Annotated in this window: 24 protein-coding genes and 1 pseudogene; 18 read left to right on the top strand and 7 right to left on the bottom strand. The window is 64.4% G+C overall.

The genetic code is table 11. The features are described from left to right. Positions 1–2: 2 nt before the first annotated feature. The gene (locus J2R78_RS39125) at positions 3–644 is read right to left on the bottom strand and encodes an HD domain-containing protein (protein ID WP_253608969.1); all 642 of its coding nucleotides are present in this window, start codon (positions 642–644) and stop codon (positions 3–5) included. A gap of 205 nt (positions 645–849) precedes the next feature. Here J2R78_RS39125 and J2R78_RS39120 point away from each other — a divergent pair, with 205 nt between their 5' ends. Then, positions 850–1,815, top strand: a complete 966-nt coding sequence (locus J2R78_RS39120) for a GlxA family transcriptional regulator (protein WP_253608968.1) — start codon at positions 850–852, stop codon at positions 1,813–1,815. 90 nt (positions 1,816–1,905) lie between these two features. Continuing rightward, the gene (locus J2R78_RS39115) at positions 1,906–2,472 is read left to right on the top strand and encodes a histidine phosphatase family protein (protein ID WP_253608967.1); all 567 of its coding nucleotides are present in this window, start codon (positions 1,906–1,908) and stop codon (positions 2,470–2,472) included. A 21-nt stretch (positions 2,473–2,493) separates the two neighbouring features. On the opposite strand, the gene J2R78_RS39110 is transcribed toward J2R78_RS39115, so the two are convergent. After that, positions 2,494–2,847, bottom strand: coding sequence for an MmcQ/YjbR family DNA-binding protein (locus J2R78_RS39110; RefSeq protein ID WP_253608966.1), 354 nt, complete (start codon positions 2,845–2,847; stop codon positions 2,494–2,496). A 203-nt stretch (positions 2,848–3,050) separates the two neighbouring features. Between J2R78_RS39110 and J2R78_RS39105 the strand changes: the two genes are divergently transcribed. From J2R78_RS39105 to J2R78_RS39080, 6 genes and pseudogenes are all read left to right on the top strand, one after another. Beyond that, complete coding sequence (locus J2R78_RS39105) at positions 3,051–3,671, top strand: PadR family transcriptional regulator (protein WP_253608965.1); 621 nt, start codon at positions 3,051–3,053, stop codon at positions 3,669–3,671. Between the two features lie 26 nt (positions 3,672–3,697). Next, complete coding sequence (locus J2R78_RS39100; protein WP_253608964.1) at positions 3,698–4,342, top strand: O-methyltransferase; 645 nt, start codon at positions 3,698–3,700, stop codon at positions 4,340–4,342. 108 nt (positions 4,343–4,450) lie between these two features. Then, entirely contained in the window at positions 4,451–5,146 is a 696-nt protein-coding gene (locus tag J2R78_RS39095) for a GNAT family N-acetyltransferase (RefSeq protein ID WP_253608963.1), read from the top strand. A 100-nt stretch (positions 5,147–5,246) separates the two neighbouring features. Next, the gene (hchA, locus tag J2R78_RS39090; protein ID WP_253608962.1) at positions 5,247–6,122 is read left to right on the top strand and encodes a glyoxalase III HchA; all 876 of its coding nucleotides are present in this window, start codon (positions 5,247–5,249) and stop codon (positions 6,120–6,122) included. A 156-nt stretch (positions 6,123–6,278) separates the two neighbouring features. Then, positions 6,279–6,437 carry a hypothetical protein gene (locus tag J2R78_RS39085; protein ID WP_253608961.1) on the top strand — a complete coding sequence of 53 codons (159 nt, stop codon included), beginning with the start codon at positions 6,279–6,281 and terminating at the stop codon, positions 6,435–6,437. A 12-nt stretch (positions 6,438–6,449) separates the two neighbouring features. Beyond that, positions 6,450–6,983: pseudogene (locus tag J2R78_RS39080) on the top strand (PA1136 family autoinducer-binding transcriptional regulator); the annotation flags it as partial. Positions 6,984–7,031: 48 nt separating this feature from the next. Here the strand turns inward: J2R78_RS39080 and J2R78_RS39075 are convergent. Continuing rightward, a complete protein-coding gene (locus J2R78_RS39075; RefSeq protein WP_253608959.1) occupies positions 7,032–7,973 on the bottom strand; it encodes a LysR family transcriptional regulator in 942 nt (313 codons plus the stop codon). 96 nt (positions 7,974–8,069) lie between these two features. Between J2R78_RS39075 and J2R78_RS39070 the strand changes: the two genes are divergently transcribed. Both J2R78_RS39070 and J2R78_RS39065 read left to right on the top strand, forming a co-directional pair. Beyond that, on the top strand, positions 8,070–9,293 hold the full coding sequence (locus J2R78_RS39070; protein WP_253608958.1) for a CynX/NimT family MFS transporter: 1,224 nt from the start codon (positions 8,070–8,072) through the stop codon (positions 9,291–9,293). A gap of 62 nt (positions 9,294–9,355) precedes the next feature. Further along, positions 9,356–9,700: a Lin0512 family protein gene (locus J2R78_RS39065; RefSeq protein ID WP_076831854.1), complete on the top strand. Its 345-nt coding sequence runs from the start codon at positions 9,356–9,358 to the stop codon at positions 9,698–9,700. A gap of 33 nt (positions 9,701–9,733) precedes the next feature. Here J2R78_RS39065 and J2R78_RS39060 read toward each other — a convergent pair whose 3' ends face one another. Then, positions 9,734–10,615: an SDR family oxidoreductase gene (locus J2R78_RS39060; RefSeq protein WP_253608957.1), complete on the bottom strand. Its 882-nt coding sequence runs from the start codon at positions 10,613–10,615 to the stop codon at positions 9,734–9,736. A gap of 79 nt (positions 10,616–10,694) precedes the next feature. Here J2R78_RS39060 and J2R78_RS39055 point away from each other — a divergent pair, with 79 nt between their 5' ends. After that, on the top strand, positions 10,695–11,399 hold the full coding sequence (locus J2R78_RS39055; RefSeq protein WP_253608956.1) for a glutathione S-transferase family protein: 705 nt from the start codon (positions 10,695–10,697) through the stop codon (positions 11,397–11,399). 5 nt (positions 11,400–11,404) lie between these two features. Here the strand turns inward: J2R78_RS39055 and J2R78_RS39050 are convergent, their stop codons facing one another. Beyond that, complete coding sequence (locus J2R78_RS39050) at positions 11,405–11,950, bottom strand: disulfide bond formation protein B (RefSeq protein WP_253608955.1); 546 nt, start codon at positions 11,948–11,950, stop codon at positions 11,405–11,407. 8 nt (positions 11,951–11,958) lie between these two features. Continuing rightward, positions 11,959–12,117, bottom strand: coding sequence for a DUF5993 family protein (locus tag J2R78_RS39045; RefSeq protein ID WP_016842788.1), 159 nt, complete (start codon positions 12,115–12,117; stop codon positions 11,959–11,961). Positions 12,118–12,257: 140 nt separating this feature from the next. On the opposite strand from J2R78_RS39045, the gene J2R78_RS39040 reads away from it, so the two are divergent. Beyond that, the gene (locus J2R78_RS39040; protein ID WP_076831866.1) at positions 12,258–13,586 is read left to right on the top strand and encodes a dicarboxylate/amino acid:cation symporter; all 1,329 of its coding nucleotides are present in this window, start codon (positions 12,258–12,260) and stop codon (positions 13,584–13,586) included. A gap of 461 nt (positions 13,587–14,047) precedes the next feature. Beyond that, positions 14,048–14,692: a glutathione S-transferase family protein gene (locus J2R78_RS39035; protein ID WP_253608954.1), complete on the top strand. Its 645-nt coding sequence runs from the start codon at positions 14,048–14,050 to the stop codon at positions 14,690–14,692. Positions 14,693–14,849: 157 nt separating this feature from the next. Here the strand turns inward: J2R78_RS39035 and J2R78_RS39030 are convergent, their stop codons facing one another. Beyond that, complete coding sequence (locus J2R78_RS39030) at positions 14,850–15,746, bottom strand: LysR family transcriptional regulator (protein ID WP_253608953.1); 897 nt, start codon at positions 15,744–15,746, stop codon at positions 14,850–14,852. A 238-nt stretch (positions 15,747–15,984) separates the two neighbouring features. On the opposite strand from J2R78_RS39030, the gene J2R78_RS39025 reads away from it, so the two are divergent. From J2R78_RS39025 to J2R78_RS39005, 5 genes are all read left to right on the top strand, one after another. Then, the gene (locus J2R78_RS39025) at positions 15,985–16,752 is read left to right on the top strand and encodes an SDR family NAD(P)-dependent oxidoreductase (protein ID WP_253608952.1); all 768 of its coding nucleotides are present in this window, start codon (positions 15,985–15,987) and stop codon (positions 16,750–16,752) included. Between the two features lie 85 nt (positions 16,753–16,837). Beyond that, positions 16,838–17,623 carry a carboxymuconolactone decarboxylase family protein gene (locus tag J2R78_RS39020; protein ID WP_253610028.1) on the top strand — a complete coding sequence of 262 codons (786 nt, stop codon included), beginning with the start codon at positions 16,838–16,840 and terminating at the stop codon, positions 17,621–17,623. A 116-nt stretch (positions 17,624–17,739) separates the two neighbouring features. Beyond that, complete coding sequence (locus tag J2R78_RS39015; RefSeq protein WP_253610027.1) at positions 17,740–18,135, top strand: cupin domain-containing protein; 396 nt, start codon at positions 17,740–17,742, stop codon at positions 18,133–18,135. Between the two features lie 441 nt (positions 18,136–18,576). Then, a complete protein-coding gene (locus J2R78_RS39010; protein WP_229193590.1) occupies positions 18,577–19,821 on the top strand; it encodes an IS4 family transposase in 1,245 nt (414 codons plus the stop codon). A gap of 357 nt (positions 19,822–20,178) precedes the next feature. Continuing rightward, positions 20,179–20,943, top strand: coding sequence for an SDR family NAD(P)-dependent oxidoreductase (locus tag J2R78_RS39005; protein ID WP_253608951.1), 765 nt, complete (start codon positions 20,179–20,181; stop codon positions 20,941–20,943). Positions 20,944–20,967 lie beyond the last annotated feature (24 nt).

Below are 20,967 nucleotides of genomic sequence, written 5' to 3'. Positions count from 1 at the left end.
CGTCATGTCGGCCATTTCGAGCCGAGGATGATCGAGCAGAAGTTCATCCTGGTATAGTTCATGTCCTTCAGCGCCAGCACGTCGGCCTTGACGTTGCCGAAGGTGGTCAGCGGCTTCCTGATGGTGCCGGCGGCGAAATGATCGATGATGTTCTCCTTGAAGTTCGCCTCGCGCGGATGGTGCGCGCAGACATGGTCGCGGTGCTCGTGCGAGAATTCGTCGTAGGCGATGCCGAGCACGTCCATCTCGACGCCGGCGGTGACCAGCGCAATGGTCGGACGCATATGCTCGGGGACGCCAGGCGTGGTGTGCAGGGCGATTGAGGTCCAGACATCCTCGATGTCACGCTCCGGAATGCCATAGCCCTTGAGAAAGTCGCGCGCGGCGTTGGCGCCGTCGACTTCGAAGCGCAGATCGGGGCTCGCGTGAGCAGCGGTGAGGCCCATGTCGTGAAACATGGCGCCGATATAGAGCAGTTCGGGATCGAATTTCAGCTTGCGGCGGTTGCCGGTCAGCGCGCCCCAGAAGAACACGCGGCGGCTGTGATTGTAGAGCAGGTCGTCCTCGGTATCGCGCACCAGCTGGGTGGCGGCGCGGGCCATCGCGCTGTCGGGTACGCGGATGCCGGCGATGATCTCGGTCATTTCAAGACGCTCCTCGATATGGCAAGACGATGCCGTGGCGTGCGAACACGCGAGCCCGGCGCTCGTCTCTGCGGTGTGTGCGGATCGCCGGATGGCGCGATCCGTGGCGTGCTTGTCGCCCGTTTGGGCCCGATCCCGCAACGATCGCGCGCCGCCGGATCGGGCCAACCAGACGTCGTTTCGCGCCAGCGGGCAGGGAGAAGGTATGGCGATTCAGAGAGTCGCGATCGCGATTCACGAAGGGGTTCAGGCGCTCGATGTCGCGGGTCCCGTCGACGTGTTCGCAGAAACGAACGGCTTTGTGCCCGCGGGGAATGGCTATGAGACGGTGCTGGTCGGCGCCGGCTGCGAACCGCTGCGCGCGTCGAACGGCATGAAGATATCGGCCGATCTCAGCTTCGCCGAGGCACAGGAGAAGTTCGATATCCTGCTGGTGGCGGGCGGGCCGGCATTGCCCGACGCCGCGCCGGATCCCGAACTGACACAGTGGCTGCGCGGGGCGCCCGCGCGCGCCGAGCTCTATGGTTCGATCTGCACCGGCGCCTTCGCGCTCGGCCATGCCGGGCTGCTCGACGGCCACAAGGTGACGACGCATTGGCAGAACGCGCAGCGGCTGGCGGCGCGCTTTCCGGCAGCCGAGGTAATCTTCGATCGCATCTACATTCGCGATGGGCATCTGATGACCTCGGCCGGCGTGACCGCGGGGATCGATCTCGGGCTCGCGCTGGTCGCCGAGCGGCACGGGCCGCAGGTTGCGGTCGCGGTGGCCAAGCGGCTGGTCGTGGTGGCGCAGCGCCAGGGCGGGCAGTCGCAGTTCAGTCCCTATCTCACCGCGCCGGTCGATGAGGATTCGCCGATTGCGCGCGCGCAGGCGCATGTCATGCAGCATGTCGGCGATCGCCACACGCTGCAGTCGCTGGCGGAAGCCGTCGGCATGAGCGTGCGCAATTTCGGCCGCGCCTTTTTGCAGGAGACCGGAATCACGCCGCATGAATTCGTCGAGCGGGCGCGGGTCGACGCCGCGCGCCGGCTGCTCGAGGGCTCAGACCGGCCGCTGAAGGCGGTTGCGTTCGACTGCGGCTTCGGTTCGGCCGACCGGATGCGGATCGTGTTCAGCGAGCGGCTCGGCGTGTCGCCGGCGCAGTACCGCGCTAGTTTTCGCAAACTGTGATGCGGTTCGTCAACCGGAGGCTGTAACGGGGATAGGATCGACGTCACCGACGCCGGATCCTGCCACACATCTTCTCCCGAAAGGCCGCCCATGGACGCGCTCACGCTCTTCATCATCCGTCATGCCGAGAAGCCGGGCGATTCCTGGCCGGGACCCGGTTTCACCGCGGATGGCGTCTCCGACACTGACTCGCTTGTGCTCCGTGGGTGGGAGCGTGCGGGCGAGTGGACCGCGTTGTTCGGCACCGATCTCACCGGCGGTGACTATGCCAAGCCCGATGCAATCTATGCCGCGACACCGGGCACCACGGCCAATCAGCCGCCGTCGAGCCGTCCGGCCGAGACGATCTCGGCGCTTGCCGCACGGCGCGGCCTGACCCCGAACGAAAGCTTTGGCAAGGGCGATGAGCCGAGGCTGGTGCCTGCGGTGCTGGCGCTGAAGGGCGTCGTGCTGCTGTGCTGGGAGCACAAGGCGATCATCTCCGATATCCTTCCGCTGATCCCGGTCAGCAAGGGCACCCCGCCGACCAAATGGGAGGGCAGCCGGTTCGACGTCGTGCTGCGCTTCGACCGCGCCAAGGGCGACGACAAGTTCGCCTTCAAGGAGCTGTTTCCGAAATTGCTGTCGGGCGATTCCGACAAGCCGCTGGGTGGCTGAATAGCGTCGCAGCTTGGCCGATCAGTCGAGCCCGAGCGCCTTGCGCGACTTCCGCGTCAACTTTTCGACGATCAGCGCATGCGCCTGGCCGAGATAGGCCTTGAGCTCAGCGTCGGGCAGGGAGTCGTTCCTCACCAGTTGCACCCATGTGGCGCGCGCCAGATATGGCGCGGGCCGCGCCAAGCCCTGCTCGATCAGCAGCTGGTAGGCCATGTTCGAGGTCTTGAACATGAAGCCGCCGGTGCTCTCGATGTAGCCGCCGGCCAGCGCGAACATCTTGCCGCCGACCTTGAACACCGACGTGCCTTCCCATTGCACCACCTTGGTGGCGGCGGGCAGGCGCAGACAATGGGCTTCGAAGGTCTTGGGGCGCATGAGTCGCAGGGCTGGAAGGCGTTCAAAGCCATAGGCCAGCCGCGCGAGGGTCGACAAGCCCCCGGGGCCGAGCCGGCCATCCTTGGCCAGCTCTGGTCGCCGCCCATTTCGGAAATCTCACGAAAATGTGGGTTGTCGCCTTTCCATCTGTAGATATATCGTAAGATATGTTTTTAGTAAGAAATGAGCAAATGAGACGATCGATGTTTCGCGACCGGGACGATGACGGCTTCCGGTTTGGGTTCTTCGCCATTGGCCGGCACGGCCGGGGCGGCCATCGCTTCGGCCGCGGCGGCCATGGCTTCTTCGGGCGGGGTGGCGGCGGTGATTTTCCGGGATCGCGGCGGCTTTCGTCGCAGGATCTGCAACTGGTCATCCTGGCGCTGCTCGGCGAGCAGCCGGCGCACGGCTACGAGTTGATCAAGAGGATCGAGGAGCGGTCGGACGGCTTCTACAGCCCGAGCCCGGGCGTGATCTATCCGGCGCTGACATTCCTCGAGGAGATCGGCAATGCCAACGTCACCCAGGACGCGGCACGCAAACTCTACAGCATCACCGAGCAGGGCAGGGCGTATCTCGGCGAGAACCGCACGACCGCGGATACCATCCTCGAGGCGCTGTCGCGGATCGGCCGCCGCATGGAGGAGGTGCGCGAAGCCTTCGCCGGCGTGAGCGATCTCGACGGCGAGGCGTCCGACGAGGTGCACCGCGCCCGTCACGCGCTGAAGAGCGCGCTGCGCCAGAAGCGCGGCTGCGATGCCGCGGAGGCGCGGCGGATCGCAAAGATCCTCGACCGCGCGGCCGCTGAGATCCTGCAGCAATGACGCCGTCGCAGCAAAGGAGACCTTTCATGTACAACGCCGAACCGCACAGCGCGATCCGTGATGCCCGCGTCACCGCCGTCATCGAGCGCCTGCAGGCCACCCGCCGGGCGCCCGTGAGGGGCAATCCGACGCAGAGCGGCAGCCGCGACCCGCACGACTATGCCGAGCAGGGATTCTCGATCCACCCGGAGCAGGGCGAGCTGATCTATCTGTTGTGCCGCGGCCTGCGCGCCCAGCGCGTCGCCGAGTTCGCGACCTCGGTCGGAATGTCGACGCTCTATTTCGCCGCCGCGATGCGCGACAATGGCGGCGGCACCGTGATCGGGTCGGAGATCGTTCCGGCCAAGGTCGCAGCGGCGAAGCGCAATCTTGCGGAGGCCGGCCTTGCCGACTACGCCGACATCCGCGAGGGCGATGCGCGCAAGACGCTGCGCGATCTCGGTGGTCCCGTTGACTTCATCCTGATCGACGGCTGGCCGGGCGACAAGGGGCCGACGCTGGCGCGCCAGGTGGTCGAGATCGTCGCGCCGCAACTGCGCGTCGGCGGCTACGTCATGAACGACAATGCCGAGGCGGATTTCCTGGAGTTCGTGCGCGGTCCCGACAACGGCTTCGTGTCGATCACGCTGCCGCTCAAAGGTGGCACCGAGCTCTGCCTGAAGGTGGCGTAGCGGGGTTTCACCTGCTGGCGTGATTGTGAGCCACAACCACAACACGCCATGCTGGATTTTGCCTGCGCTTCTTGCTCTGCTCCAAAAAAATCAGGAGCGAAGCGCCGCATGTCCGAAGTCCCGCCCAATCATCCGCTCGATCGCCCGATCTGGAGCGCGCTGACCACGAGACAACGCGAGCTGGCGGAAGGCGGCGCCGATGCAAGGCGCTTTCCGCTCGCGATCGCACCCTTCGCCGACATGGTCGACATGTCGCCAAGGAGCTTTGCCGCGCTCGGTGCGCTACTGTCGGGACCTGACATCGCGGTGCTGTTCACGCCTGATCCTGTCCCGGTGCCGCCGCAGTTCAAGGTGCTGCTGGCCGAGACCGGCGAGCAGATGATCGGCGTGCCCGCGGACCATTCTGCGCCCGGCGTCGAGATCGTCACGCTCGGCGCTACCGATGTTCCTGCGATGATGGCGTTGACGGAGCTGACAAAGCCCGGCCCGTTTAGTGTGCGGACGCATGAGCTCGGCAGCTTTCTCGGCATCCGCATCAATGGCGAACTGGTCGCGATGACCGGCGAACGGATGAAGCCGGGGAACTACACCGAGATGACCGCCGTCTGCGTGCATCCGGAGCATCGCGGCCGTGGCTACGCGCAGGCGTTGCTGTCGGCGGTCGCCCGCCAGATCGTGGCGCGTGGCGAAATTCCATTCCTGCACGTCTTCACCAGCAACGTCTCGGCGATCGCGCTCTATCGCCGCCAGGGCATGGAGATCCGCCGCCGCCTGCACATCACGGTGTTGCAGAAACAGGGATAGGGATGCCCGGGAAAGTGGGTTGAGGGAAATCCCTCATTCCTCATCGCGGATCTCGTGCTTACCTTTGCCGGATCGCAACACGATGAGAGAGGATATCTCGATGTCCGAGCAATCCCAGGACAAGCGTCCCGTACCCGATCCGGCGGAGAACAATGCTTTCTTTCCGTCGCCTTACTCGCTTGGGCAATTCACCTCGGCCAAGTCGGATCTCTCCGGCGCTGACTATCCCAACGCCTACAGAGGCGGCCGCTGGAAAATTCTGATGATCGCCGCGGACGAGCGCTATCTGCTGTTGCAGAACGGCACGATGTTCTCGACCGGCAACCATCCCGTCGAGACCTTGTTGCCGATGTATCACCTCGACAAGGCGGGCTTCGAATTCGATATCGCGACCGTGTCGGGCAATCCGGTCAAATTCGAGCTCTGGGCGTTTCCGAAGGAGGACGACGCGGTCAAGAGCATCTACCAGAAATATCTCGCCAGGCTGAAGCAGCCGCTGAAGCTCTCCGACGTGATCGAAAAAAAACTCGGCAAGGATTCCGATTACATCGCGGTGTTCATTCCCGGCGGCCATGGTGCGCTGATCGGCTTGCCCGAAAGCACCGACGTGAAGGCCGCCCTGAAATGGGCTCTCGACAACGACAAGCACATCATCTCGCTTTGCCATGGCCCGGCGGCGCTGCTGGCGTCCGCGGTCGGCGAAGCCAAGGGCGACTATCCCTTCAAGGGCTACAAGATCTGCGCATTTCCCGACGCCATCGATCGGACCACGCCCGATATCGGCTACATGCCGGGCGCGCTGACCTGCGCGTTCGGCGAACAGTTGCAGGCGCTCGGGGTTGAGATCCTGAACAAGGACATCACCGGCAAGACCCATCAGGATCGCAAGCTGATCACCGGTGACAGCCCCTTCGCCGCCAATAATGTCGGCAAGGCAGCCGCAAAGGCTCTGCTCGATACGCTCGGCGGGCGCTGAGCGGGCGGCGGCTTAACCCCCGGGCGGCGCGAATCTCGCCGCGCCGCCGGCGGCGCGCCAATGTCGCGCGCCTTGCAGGCCGACCTCGCTTGAGGGAAAATCCTCAACGCGCTCGGCCGCGCGCGACCGGCCTTCCGCACGACACGATGGCACCGCATGGACCGCTACATCGAAGCCGTGGTTGCGATCGAGGGCAGCGAGAGCTTGCCCGCGATCCAGGCGGCGGTGCGGTCCGCGAGCGTGCCGCTCGGCTACGACCGGTTCGTGATGTTCTCGGCGTCGCCGGCACGTGAGGACCTGGTTGACCGGATCTAGTGGGTCGAAGGCGACTGGTTCGGCAAAGGCGTGACCGTCGATGCCGAGACCTATGTCCGGCATTGTCCGGTGACGCGCAATTTCCTCAATGTGGACCAGGCGTTTTTTTGGACCAAGGTGATGTCGGCGCGCGGCGAGAAGTATCGCGTGGTGCGCACGCCGCGCGGGCCCGGTTTCCATGGGCTGCAGGTTCCGGTGTTCGGGCGCACCGGCCTCGAAGGCGCGATGAGCTTCGCCGGAACGCGGATCGATGCGTCGCCGCGGACGCGTGCGGCGCTGACGATGATCGGCGCGGCGGCCTTCCGCGCCGCCCGCGGGCTGATGGAAGCGCACGAGCCGAACGGTGCGTCGAGCCTGTCGCCGCGGGAGCGCGAGGTGTTGCGCTGGATTTCGGCGGGACGACGCCAGGCCGACATCGCGGCATCGCTCGGCCTGTCCGAACGCACGGTCGAGAACCATTTGCGGCGTGCGCGGCTTCGGCTCGGCGTCGCCACGACAGCGCAGGCCATCCGGCTTGCGATCCGCAGCGGTGAGATCGAGGACTGAGGCGCTTGCGGTCGGCCGCCACAGGGCCGGGCGAGCGATCGCTGCGGCTCAGTGTTTCTTCGCCGTCTTCGCCCTGATCTTCGGCGCATGCGTGCCCGCAGCGATCCGCGTCAATGCATCGGCAAATGCACGTGCCGCAGGTCCCAGCGGTTCGTCGAGCCGGTGGGCGAGATAGGCCTCCATCGCAAGCGCGGCGTTGCGGCCGAGCGCGCCGGTTTCGACCCGCACTAGGCGGCGCTCCTTCAGGTCGCGCGCCACCTGCCAGAGCGGCAGCCGGCCCCAGCCGAGCCCGGCCAGGATCATGGCGTGCTTAGTGTCCTGATTGCTCACCCGGCAGATCTGCGGCGAGAGCACGCCGAAGCTGCGGCCCTCCGACAGCGGGGTCGGATCCGACAGCACGATCTGCAGATGATCGGCGAGATCCGCCACGCTCTTGCGGCCGCGGCGCGCGAGCGGATGGCCGGCGGAGGCAACGGCGACGATCTGCACCGCGCAGATCGCATCGAGCGCGAGGCGGGGATCGCGAAAATCCTCGCTGACCGTAACCGCGAGCGCGCTGCGCCGTTCGGTCAAGCCAGCGATCGGACCGCCCATCGGTTCGACCGCGAGCCGCACGCTGACGGACGGATAGGCCGCCCGCATTTCCGTCAGCGCCGCGCCGACGGCGGCGATCGGAAACAGCGTATCGACGACGAGCGAGAGTTCCGATTCCACCCCGTCGCCCAGGCCGCGTGCCCGCGCCCGCATCGCGTCGACACGGAGCAGCAGGTCGCGCGCGTTGCCCAGCAGTGCCTTGCCCTCGGCCGTCAGCGCCGGGCGATGGCTGGAGCGGTCGAACAGCGTCAGCCCGAGTTCGGCTTCGAGGTTGGCGATGGCATGGCTGACCGCGGATTGCACCCGCGCCAGTTTGGCCGCGGCGGCGCGAAAGCTGCCGCGCTCGGCGATGGCGACAAAGGTGCGGATCTGATCGAGCGTCAGGTTGTCGAGCATGATCTATGAAATCGATCAATCGGATGCAAAACATATCACTCCTGTCGATGGTCGGGAAACGCTATCTCTGTGCTCTGACCAGGGCGGAGTGGACGCATGACGATCGAGACGGCCGTGATGCAGCAGACCGAGGCGAAGCGATGGGCCACGGTCGCCATCGTGATCGGTTGCGGGATCGGCGCGGCGCTGCAGGTCGGCAAGGTTCCGATTGCCGCCTCGATGCTGCAACAGAGCCTCGGCATCGACCTTGCCGCGGTCGGAACGATCGCCGGCATCTTTGCGGTCCTCGGCCTTGTCGGCAGCGTGCCGGCGGGCGTGGTGATTGCCGCGGTTGGTGCTCGCAAGGTGCTGCTGTGCGGGCTCGCGGCCATCACGCTGGGGGCAGCCTCGGGCGCGCTCGCGCCACAGTTAGCGGTGCTATTGGCGTCGCGCCTGCTGGAAGGGCTCGGCTTCCTGCTGGTGATGGTCGCGGCTCCTGCATTGCTGGATCGTGTCGTCGATGTCAGCGCGCGCGACGTCACCATGGCGGTGTGGAGCTGCGTGATGCCGTTCGGGATCGCGCTGGCGCTGGTCGCCGGTCCGATCTTCGATGGCTGGCGCACGATCTGGTGGGCCAGTGCTGCCTTTGTCGCCCTGCTGTTCGTGCTCGCCGGCGTCATTGTGCCTGAAGTGGCATCGCGGACCGGCCCGGCGCGGAGCGGCCTGATGCAGGAAGCCACCGCGCTGGCACAGCGCCGCACGCCGGCGCTTCTGATGGTGCTGTTTGCGCTCTACAGCCTGATGTTCTTTGCGCTGTTCAGCTTCCTGCCGATCCTGCTGACCGAGCGGCTCGGCGTGTCCAGCCAAGGCGCCGGCGGGCTCAGTGCGTTGGCCGCGGCCGGCAACATCGTCGGCAATCTCGCCGCCGGTCATCTGCTTGCGCGCGGCGTCAGCCGCAACCTGCTGATCGCCGTGGCGGCATTCGTGATGGGCGCGTCCGCGCTTGGAATCTTCCTGCCGGTGCTCGGCGGCTGGGGCGCATTCTGGCTGTGCCTTTTGTTCTCCGCGATCGGCGGCCTGATCCCGGCGACGTTGCTGGCAACCGCACCCGCGGCGGCGCGATCGGCGGCGATGGTGCCTGTCATGATGGGCCTGTTGATGACGGGCAGCAATTTCGGCCAGGTCACCGGTCCGATCGCGGTCGGCGCTGTGGTCTCGGCATGGGGCTGGCGCGCGGCCTGCGTCATGGTGGTGGCTGCGGCGATCCTTGCCGGTCTCGCGGCGTGGATGCTGGCGCGCGGCGATCACAACAGCGTAAGCGAGGCGAGGGACCCGGCTTGACGCCGCGCGCGCAGGGGCCGAAGGAATGAAGGTCTCTCACGCCAACGACAACAGGAACCTTCATGACACGCGTGCGCTGTATCACCGAAATGGGCATGGGCGTCGACGTCCATGGCCGCGACGCCACCAAGGCCGCCAAGCGGGCCGTCTCGGACGCCATCCGCCATTCCAGCCTCGGCTTCTTCCGCATGCTCGGCAAGACCGCCAACGACATGTTCGTCGACGTCACGATCGCCGTGCCGAATCCCGAAGATGTCGATATCGAAGCGGTCGCGAAGGAATTGCCCTATGGCACCAAGACCGTGAAGGCGATCGCGGGCGGGCTCGAGATTCCGTCCGATCTCGGCAACGACCCGATCCTGATCGCGAATGCCGCCGTCATCGTCAGCTTCGACGACGGCAAGTGACGCAAGTGCGTCAGGGCGACCGCCATGCGTGCGTTATTCGCCGCCTCTGAAATAGTCGGGCTTGCCGGTCGTCCAGGTCTCGCCCCAATGCTGGCCGCCGCCGTCGACGGTCAGCGTCTCGCCGGTGATGAACTTGCCGGAGGGCGCGGCGAGGTAGGCGGCTGCCTCCGCAATGTCCCAGGGCGTGCCCGGGCGCATCATCGGATTGGAGCGCGGGTAGGCGGCGCGCGCCGCTTCGCTGTAAACGTTCCAACCCTCGGTCTCGATCGCGCCGGGCGCGATGCAGTTGATGCGGATGTTCAGCGGCGCCCATTCGACCGCGAGTGCGCGCGACAGGCCGATCACACCGGAGCGTGCCGCGATCGAGTGCGCAATGCCGTAGAGGCCGTGCGTCGTGACCACGACGATGTTGACGATGCTGCCGGGATGCTTGCGGTCGCGCCAGCGCTGCGCCGCGGCCTGCATCATGTACCAGGTGCCGTTGAGGTTGGTGTTGATGACCGCATTCCAGCCCTTGATCGAGACGTCGATCGCGGGGTGCGGGAACTGGCCGCCGGCGCTGTTGACGAGATGATCGACACGGCCGTGCTCGGTCCACAGCGCCTCGAACATTGCATCGACCGCGTCGGGATCCTTGATGTCGGCGACATGCGCGGACGCCTTGAGCCCGCGATGGACGAGACGATCGACCAGTGCGTCGAGCCTGCCGGCATTGCGGCCTGCGACGACGACATGCGCGCCGAGCCGGGCGAACAGCCATGCGATGGCGCTGCCGATGCCGCCGGCGCCGCCGGACACCACGACCACCCGACCGGCGAGCGCATCGGGGGCGAACACGGTCGGGTGCGTTGCGAGTTCGTCGTCGGAGAGGCCGAGCATTGCGCCTGTCGTTGCGCCCGTCTGTTGATCGTTCATGGCCGGTTGCAGACCTTGCGGCTTTCACTGAGCTCCGTACATTAGCCGTCCAACAACAACCCTGCAAAAGAATGTCGACATGACCGACTTGTCTGCCTTTCCCATCACAAAACGCTGGCCCGCCCAGCATCCGGACCGCCTGCAGCTCTATTCGCTGCCGACGCCGAACGGCGTGAAGGTCTCGATCATGCTCGAGGAGATCGGGCTGCCCTACGAGGTCCACCTCGTCGACTTCAACAAGGATGACCAGAAGACGACGGAGTTCCTGTCGCTGAACCCGAACGGCAAGATTCCGGCGATCCTCGATCCCAACGGCCCCGGCGGCAAGCCGCTGCCATTGTTCGAATCCGGCGCTATCCTGCAATATCTCGCCGACAAGACCGGCAAGCTGTTGCCGGTGGACGTCGCGCGCCGCTATCAGGCCATCCAGTGGGTGCATTTCCAGATGGGCGGCATCGGACCGATGTTCGGCCAGGTCGGCTTCTTCCACAAATTCGCCGGCAAGGATTACGAGGACAAGCGGCCGCTGCAGCGCTACATCGCCGAGTCGAAGCGCCTGCTCGGCGTGATGGAGACGCATCTCGCCGGACGGCAGTGGTTCATGGACGATGAATACAGCATCGCCGACATCTCGATGCTCGGCTGGGTGCGCAATCTGATCGGCTTCTACGGTGCGCGCGAGCTCGTCGAATTCGACCAGTTCACGCAGGTCGCGGCCTGGCTGGAGCGCGGTCTCAAGCGGCCGGCGGTGGAGCGCGGATTGAATATTCCGAAGCGTCCCTAAGCAACCTACTTCAGCAGCTCATAGACGACGGGATTGTCGGCGCAGGCGGCAAAGCCGCACTCGAGCAGGGTGGAGAGCACATTCAGTGCCGTCAGCCCGACCACCAGCCATACCGCAGCTTGCGCGAACCTGCCGGGCGAGCTGCCCGGCGCCCCGCGGTGCTCGAACTGGCGGTCGAACAGCAGCATCGCCGCGAGTAGCACGATCGCGGCGATGAATCCGATCAGCGCCCACGTATAATAATGATAGCCGAGCAGCGCCGAACCGTAACCCGCGTCGCCGGGGAGGATGTGCAGCAGCACCTGCCGGATCGAGACCGTGGCGCCGACCGTGGCCGTCAGCAGCGACAACGCATAATGACTCGGCCGTGGCCCGAAGCGGATATTGAGGATCGGCCCGATCGCCAGCAGGGCGAACAGGATGCGCTGCAACAGACAGAGCGGACAGGGCAGCTCGTGGAGCAGCAGCTGCGCGGCAAAGGCGGCGGCCAGTACCAGCGCCAGCCCATAGAGCGCGACGGCATTGAGGGTGACGGCCTGCGTGTCGTTCATGGCCGGCCTCAGAACGACAAGGTGAGACGGTCGGTGGCGTGGTGCAGCAAGGTCGCGACGCAGGCGATCAGGATCACCGCGAACAGGCCGATCGCGACGGGCCGCGGGCCACGCCAGGCCACCAGCATGGCGATGGTGATGGCGAGAAACAATGCCGTGAATTCCATTCCCAGCCTCCCGGTGCGAGCCGGCCGCAGTCTATGACAGATTCGTGTGCGCTCGCGACGCCACGAATGGGCATTGTCGCTTGCGCGCGGCTCCGCCAAGATGGCATCACCAGTTGAGTTCATCCCAGCCGGGGCACCTCATGACCACAGCCGCGATCAAGCCCGTTGCCCATCCCCGTCATCAGCCCTGGTACAAGATCCTCTACGTCCAGGTGCTGATCGCGATCGTGGCAGGTGTCCTGATCGGATATTTCTATCCGAATCTCGGCAAGGAATTGAAGCCGCTGGGCGACGGCTTCATCGCGCTGATCAAGATGATGATCGCGCCGGTCATCTTCTGCACCGTGGTGCACGGCATCTCCTCGATGGGCGACCTCAAGCGCGTCGGCCGGGTCGGGTTGAAGACCCTGATCTATTTCGAGGCGGTGTCGACGGTGGCGCTTGCGGTCGGTCTTCTGGTCGGCGAGCTGCTGCAGCCCGGCCACGGCTTCAACATCGATCCTTCCACGATCGATCCGAAATCGGTCTCCAATTACGTCACGCAGGCCAAAGAGCAGGGCATCGTTGCCCATCTGATGGCGATCATTCCGGACAGCTATCTCGGCGCGGTCGCGCGTGGCGACCTGTTGCAGGTGCTGCTGATCTCGATTCTCTCGGGCTTCGCCATCGCTCTCATGGGCAAGGTCGGCGAGCCGATTGCGTCCGCGATCGACACGGCCGCCAAGATGTTCTTCGGCATCATCCGGATCATCGTCCGCGTCGCGCCGCTCGGCGCATTCGGCGCGATGGCCTTTACGGTCGGCGCCTACGGCCTCGGCTCGCTGTTGAATCTGGCGGCGCTGATCGCGACCTTCTATCTCACCAGCATCCTGTTCGTGCTGATCGTGCTGGGCGCCATCGCACGGCTCGCCGGCTTCTCGATCATCCGCTTCATCGCCTATATCAAGGACGAGCTCCTGATCGTGCTCGGCACATCGTCGTCGGAGACGGTGCTGCCGCAGATGATCCAGAAGATGGAGCATCTCGGCGCCTCGCGCTCGGTGGTCGGCCTCGTGGTGCCGACCGGCTACAGCTTCAATCTCGACGGCACCAACATCTACATGACGCTGGCGACGCTGTTCCTGGCGCAGGCCACCAACACGCATCTGACGATCTGGCAGGAGCTCGGCATTTTGGGCATCGCCATGATCACCTCGAAGGGCGCGTCCGGCGTCACCGGCGCCGGCTTCATCACGCTCGCCGCAACGCTGTCGATCGTGCCCGATATTCCGATCCAGTCGATCGCGATCCTGGTCGGCATCGACAAGTTCATGAGCGAGTGCCGCGCGCTCACCAACCTGATCGGCAACGGCGTCGCCTGCGTCGTGATCAGCCTGTCGGAAGGCGAGCTCGACAAGCAAGCGCTGCACGAGACGATGGCGCATCCGCTCGAGCTCGGCGAGGCGCTCGAGCCGGGCGGCTCAGGCTAGAGCACTATGAAGTGATGGGGCCGTCGCAGGGGCGCTGCCAAAAGATCGAAAACAACCCCATGCAACGCTGCCGGTGGCAGCCGGCGTTCGACCAAGCAACTGTTCGACCAAGCACTGTTCGACCAAGCAACTGTTCGACCAAGCAACTTGACACGTCGGGCAACTCAGGGATATTCTTCTAATATTCCGAAATTGCGCAGGCGTCCGCTCGTCCCACGGCTTTCGCATATGGCATTTGCGGGCTTCTGCAACCGACGCTTCCACGTCGCAGGCGGGAGAGGGAACGCGCCTTGTTCGCGGCCGCAGCCCAGGTCGTGAACTCGTAAGGTGGAAGCGCCCGCACGGTAGGATGACAACTATGCGCCAAGCCTTGAGTGTATGATGCGTCATCGATCGTCCGTTGCGCCGCTGGCTTGCCTCTGCGAGTTCGTTCATCCAGCCCAATCCAGGAATGCTTAACTATGCTCACCGTCTATGGCGAAGGTCGTGGCTTCCGTGTTGTCTGGCTGCTCGAGGAATTGGGATTGGCTTATCGGCTGCGCCCGGTCGATCTGCTCGCAGCCGGCGGGGTTGATCGCGATTTCCTCGCCATCAATCCCGCCGGCTTCATTCCCGTACTGCAGGACGGCGAGACGATCATGGTCGAATCGATCGCGATTCTTGAGTACCTGCTCGCCCGCCACGGCTCAGGTTCGCTTGCCGTCGCCCCTGACGATCCCGCCTTCGCGTCCTATCTGCAATTTCTCCATCTGGGCGAGGCCGGGCTCGCCGGGCCGATGAACGCCGTCATTGTCGGTCGCCAACTGGCGCCCGAAGCCGAGCGAGATGCCCGGGTTACTTGTTGGGCATTCGAGACCTTCGAGAGCCGGCTGGGGTTGGTTATCCGCCGCCTCGCGGATTGCCCCTATCTCGCCGGCGACCGATTCACCGCTGCCGATATCTCGGTGAGCTACGCCCTCCTGCTCGGCATGCGAACCGGCAATTACGTCCCCGGTCCTACCGAGCGGGACTATCTCGCCCGCACGACGGCACGCCCTGCCTACGTCCGAGCGATGGAGAGCTGCCAGGCCACCAAGGCTTGGGCGGCGAGATCACCGGGATTGTAATGCTCGCTTCAATCCGGCTGTGGCTTCGCGCTTACAAGTCTACTGCCTGGGCCGTGTACTGATAAGCGGCTGGCGCCTGATCCCCGCTTAACCCCCACAGCGGCGGAAAAGCGGTCATCTCGCGAGATCGCCGAAGGCCCACAAGCAGAAGTGCCGCCTACTTCCCTCGATATCGAAGAGCGTCAACCAGCAGCGAGAATGCCGGTGAAGATTGACGACGGCTAGGGTAGTACAGGTGGTATCCGGAAAATGGAGGACACCAATCCGACAGCACCCGAACGAGCCGTCCGTCGGAGACGTAGGGCTGCACGTTACGCTCCATCAGGTATGCGAGGCCAAAGCCGTTCAACGCCGCTTGCAAGAGCGGTCCTGCGCCATTGAAAACGAGCTGGCCGTCGACCCGCACGTTGAGCGCGCGGCCGTCCTTCTCGAATTCCCAAGCGTAGAGCCCGCCATGGGTCGGCAAGCGCAGGTTCAGGCAGTTGTGGCTGGTCAGATCCTGGGGCGTGCGCGGCCTCTTTCGGTTGGCAAAATATGACGGAGCGCCCACGACCGCGGACCGCAAATCCGGTCCGACTCGAACGGCAATCATGTCTTTCGCGACCAGTTCGCCGGGCCGGATGCCAGCGTCGTATCGCTGCGCAACGATGTTCGCGAGGCCGTAGTCGACAATGACTTCGACGCTGATGTCCGGGTAATTCGGCAGGATCTTCGCCAGGGCGGGCAGCAGGATCGCTTCGGCGGCGTGTTCGGTCGCCGTGATCCGGATGTTGCCGGCCGGTTTCTCCCGCAGCTCGCCAAGGGCCGACAGCTCGGCGTCCATTTCCTCAAATTTCGGCCCGATGCTCCGGAGCAGGCGCTCTCCCGCCGGGGTCGGTGCAACGCTTCGCGTGGTGCGGTTGAGGAGCCTCACCCCGAGCCGTTCCTCCAGACCGCGGACGGTCTGGCTGAGAGCGGATTGCGAAATGCCGAGCTTGGCTCCCGCGCCTGTGAAGCTGCGTTCCCTCGCGACCGCCAGAAATGCGAGGAGGTCGCCTGCGTTCTCGCGGTCCATTCATAAGCTCCACTAATGATTCCAATCAGGTTCTATCACCTAATCTTTAACGTCCGAAAGACCTAGGTTCAGCCTGGTCGGCGCGACGCGCGGCGGCAGGGAGCGCCATTCGATGGCACTCGTCACGAGAGCGGGCGTGCCCGGTGTCCTGGCCGAGGGGCATTCGAGGCGGAGGCGCTGAAACCGGCATGACAACCGAACGGATCGAATGATCCTGCAAGATGAAATGAGGAGCTGAATGAACCCCGTCTATGATTTCAAAGGACAGGTGGCCCTGGTCACCGGTGCCGCCAAGGGCATGGGACTGGCAACGGCGCGGATGTTCGCCGAGAGCGGCGCCTCCGTCGTGCTGGCCGACCTGGACGGCGATCTCGCCGCGAAGGAGGCGGAGCGGATCATCCGAGACGGCGGCACCGCAATCGGCTTGGCCTGCGACGTCGCCGACGAGGCGCAGGTGGCGGCGATGGTCGATCGCGCGGTCGCAGAATACGGACGGCTCGACATGGCGTTCAACAACGCGGGCATCCAAGTGCCGCCGTCGGACGCCGCCGAGGAGCCGATCGAGCATTTCGAGCGCGTCACCGCGGTAAACCAGCGCGGGGTCTGGACCTGCATGAAGCATCAGCTGCGCGTGATGCGCGATCAAGGGAGCGGCGCGATCGTCAATTGCTCTTCTTTGGGCGGTCTCGTCGGCCTCCCGCAACGCGCAGCCTATCACGGCACCAAACACGCCGTGCTCGGAATGACCAAGAGCGCGGGTGTCGAATATGCCCCGCGCGGTATCCGCATCAACGCGGTCTGCCCCGGCACAATCGATACGCCGATGGTCGCCGACATGCTCAAAGGCCAGGCCGACGCGATGGCCGAAATCATGAAGCAGCAGCCAATCGGCCGCCTCGGCCGGGCCGAGGAGGTCGCAGCCGCCGTGTTGTGGCTATGCAGTCCGGCCGCGAGTTTTGTCATCGGCGTGGGCCTGCCGGTCGACGGCGGCTTCACCGCGCACTGAGGACCATACCGTGGGGTATGCCGATCTTAGGCATTTTGCGCGGATTCAGCCGGGCGGGGTCACGTTCAACAAGAAGGAGTTCCTAATGAGAGCCCTCGCGACGGTCGCCATTACGCTTTGCCTGGTGGCACAGACCTCTGCCCGGACGGCGGCGACCAGGATGGAAGGAACCAAGGTCATGCCTACGTCAGAAGACATTCGCGCCGTCGCGCCCGTCCTCGAAAAATATGCCAAAGGCGTCGTGCTCGGCGATCTGTGGAAGCGCCCGGGACTGTCGGCGCGCGACAGGAGCATCGTTACCGTCGCCGCTCTGATCGCGCGCGATCAGACGGTCGAACTGCCGTACTATCTCAATGTCGCGCTCGACAGCGGCGTGAAGCCCGCCGAGATCTCGGAGATCATCACGCATCTTGCATTCTATACCGGCTGGGCCAACGCCATCGACGCCGTTCCGGCAACAAAGGACGTGTTCAAGAGTCGCAATATCGGAGCCGATCAACTGCCGCCGGCTTCCGGACCACAACTTCCCCTGGATGAGGCGGCGGAGTCGCAGCGTGCCACGCGCGTCGGGCAGCAATTCGGACAGATCACGCCCAGCCTCGTGCAGTACACGACCGATGTGCTGTTCCGAGACCTCTGGCTGAGGCCGGGACTCGCGCCGCGGGACAGGAGCCTGGTCACCGTCAGCGCCTTGGTCGCGACCGGCCAGGTCGCCCAGGTCACCTATCATTTGAACCGGGCGATGGACAACGGGTTGACAAAGGAGGCGGCCGGAGAGGTCGTCGGCCATCTTGCTTTCTATGCGGGTTGGCCCAACGCGTTCTCGGCCGCAGCGGTGGTCAAGGAAGTCATCGAGAAAAGGCCCCGCTAGCAATGACGTATTCACGTCGACAAGTCGTCGTCGCCACCGCGGCGTTTGCTGCATTCGCCGCGACGAGCGCCACCGCGGAAACCTCGAACGTGCAGCGAAGGAGTTCGGATATGGATATCGACATCAAACGAAACGGCTCTCGTCCCGCTGCCCAGGGGTCTGCGGACTGGTTCACCGGATCGGTCCGCATCGATCCTCTGTTCCAAGCTCCGGATCCCGCACGCGTCGGCGCCGGCCAAGTCACGTTCGAGCCCGGCGCCCGGACCGCCTGGCACACGCATCCGCTCGGGCAAACGCTGATCATCACGGCGGGGCTCGGCTGGGTGCAGCGCGAGGGCGGGCCCGTCAAGGAGGTCCGTCCAGGCGACGTCGTGTGGTTTCCGCCCGGGCTGAAGCACTGGCACGGCGCTTCGCCTACCACCGCAATGACGCATATCGCCATCCAGGAATCAGTGAATGGCAAGAACGTGGATTGGATGGAGAAGGTCTCCGATGAGCAGTATCGAAGGTGAGTTGAGGGCTCAGCGCAAAGACGAAATGATCGACGCCTCCGCCGATGTGGCGCGGACGCCCTGGCGTCGCTCCCGAAGGCACACTGTGGACGGACTCTGAGAGGATGCGAAGCTTTGTCCTCACCCACCGTTGTCGTCGCCCGGCCGGGCGATGACGCCGCGGGGTGTGGCATCTTGAATTGCGACTCATCCTCACCGTCGTCCCTGCGAAAGCACTAGCGTGTCTACACGGTTTTGGGGCGCGACAGATTGACTCGGTGCAGCAAGAAGTGGCGTCTCTGCAGCATGTTGTATGATTCTCTCACTGGCGCTTTGATTCGAAGGAGCGCCAGCGATGCAGCCGGATTTGTCTTTGGGTGAGTTCGGGGACGTTCGTCTCGACAAAAGGGGGCGACGCTTCTCCGGGCTATGCTTTGCACGCGCAGCGTCTGCTTGCGCCAGATGGCCCGGGGCGATTGGGCTGCCAATATGGCGTTCTGGCGGTTTGTGAACAACCCCCAAGTCACGATCGATAAATTGATTGAGGGCTGGAGCGCGCAGACGCGGACTGCGGTCAGCGGGCGTCATGTGCTGGCGATCCAGGATACGAGCGAGGTCAAGTTCCAGACCCAGGCGGGACGGCGGCGCGGGCTGGGCAAAGTCGGCAAGGGCAATGCTCGCGGCGTGCTGTTGCATGCGATGATGGCGGTGGATGCCGACAGCGGGGTCTGTCTTGGCCTTACTGGCGGCAACGTTTGGACGCGCAAAGGCAAGGTAAAAATCCCGCATGAGCGGCGCGCCTTGGCCGACAAGGAGTCGGCGCGCTGGGTGACGGCCGCCGAGCAAGGCCGCGACGTCCTGGCAGATGCCCGCATGATCACCGTCGTCAACGACCGCGAGGGGGATTTCTTTGCTCACTGGGCGCTGACGCCAGCTGAGAATGTCCATCTTCTGTCGCGTGCCATGCACGACCATGCGCTGGTCGATGGCGACACACTTTATCAGGCGGTCGAGCGGAGCCGCTTCTGCGACAACGCGGTGATCGATCTGCCGCAGCGAATGGATCGGCGCGGCCGGCAGGCCCATCTCTCGATGCGCTTCGGAACCGTCGTGCTCAAGCGGCCGCAGAGGCCCGGCGTCACCGACTTGGCGGAGGGCATCAAACTCAGCTTCGTAGAAGTGGTCGAGTTGCATCCGCCGAGAGGTGCGGAGCCCATTCGCTGGCTGCTCCTGACCACTCATCCGGTCGCCACCGTTAAAGACGCCTGGCAGATCGTCTCCTGGTACCGCCAGCGCTGGATCATTGAGCAACTCTTTCGCTCGCTGAAGAGCCAGGGTTTGCGCATCGAGGATAGTCAGATCGAGAGCGCCGAAGGCCTGATCAAGCTCGTGGCGGTCGCCACCAGAGCGGCATGTATCGTCATTCAACTCGTTCAGGCCCGCAACAGTGGCGAAGAATTGCCGGCTGAATTTGTCTTCACCGCAGAAGAGATCGAGACGCTCAGGGCCATCAACAAAACCATGAAAGGTCGCACCGAGCTTCAGAAAAACCACCATCGCCCCAACACTCTTGCTTGGGCGGCATGGATCATCGCAAAACTCGGCGGATGGACCGGCTACGCCTCCCACCGTCCACCTGGACCAATCACCTTCCACACCGGAATGGCCCGCTTCCAAATCCTCGCAAATGGCCCGACAAACGTGTAGATGCACTAGTGCGAAAGCAGGGACCCATAACCACCGATGGTCATCGTCGAGCGATGCCAGAACGACGAGGCCCGTCCACAACATCCGCCGCGGAATATGGGTCCCTGCTCCGTGCGCAATAGCGCACTCGGCAGGGACGACAAGTGGAGAGAGCCTTGTCCCCTCCACCTGTCATCGCCCGGCACTCGACCGGGCGACCCAGTACGCCGCGGCCTCTCGGCTCAACAATCGGCGCCTCTGGAATACTGGATCACCCGCATGCGCGCGTGACGACACTGAGCAAGCTGAGTAAGCCAATTCCGTCACTCTGAGCAGCGTCGCCTGCTCGACGAGATCCAGCATTTTGAAAGGTCAGCAATGGTAGACAGCTTCGAAGGAAAGGTTGCGCTTGTTACCGGCGCCGCTGGTGGCATTGGTCTGGCGACAGCCAGGGCATTTGGTGTTGCAGGCGCGTCCGTGGTCGTTGCAGACAGCAACACAGCGTTGCTCGAAACTGCCGCTGCGGAACTGCGATCCGCGGGTCATGACGTCCTTGCCATCGGCTGCGATGTAACGGATCGGGGCCAGGTGAACGCAATGATCGAGCAGGCGATCGAGACTTACGGGAAGCTCGATGCAGCTTTCAACAATGCGGGCATAAACTGCGATGCTGCGCCATTGGTTGAAACGGAAGATGCCGAGTTTGACAACATCATCGATGTCAATCTGCGCGGTGTGTGGAACTGCATGAAGGCGGAGCTTCGCCACATGACCGCACAAAGAAGCGGCGCAATCGTCAACTGCTCGTCGATCGGCGGGATGAGGGGCTCCAAAGGGCGCGCCGCCTATTCCGCCAGCAAATTCGGGGTGATAGGTCTCACCCGCGCCTCCGCACTCGATTATGCCGGGAAGGGCATCCGTATCAACGCAGTCTGCCCGGGCATTATCGGCAATACTCCGATGGCGAAGCGGGTTACAAAGAACAACGATCCAGAGATCGTCAAGGCGTTCGTAGCAGCCGAACCGATCGGACGCCTTGGCGAACCTGAAGAAATCGCTGCGGCTGTTCTATGGTTATGCGGCTCGGCGGCAAGCTTTGTGGTCGGCCATGCCTTGGTGGTCGATGGAGGTATTTTGGCCTAACCAGCGGGTGAATGATCGTCGCGT

Origin of the sequence: Bradyrhizobium sp. USDA 4538, assembly GCF_024171045.1 — a bacterium.
In the GTDB taxonomy this organism is placed as follows: domain Bacteria; phylum Pseudomonadota; class Alphaproteobacteria; order Rhizobiales; family Xanthobacteraceae; genus Bradyrhizobium; species Bradyrhizobium australafricanum.
Note: the sequence above shows the minus strand (reverse complement) of the source record. Positions and strands in the feature narration are given on the sequence as shown.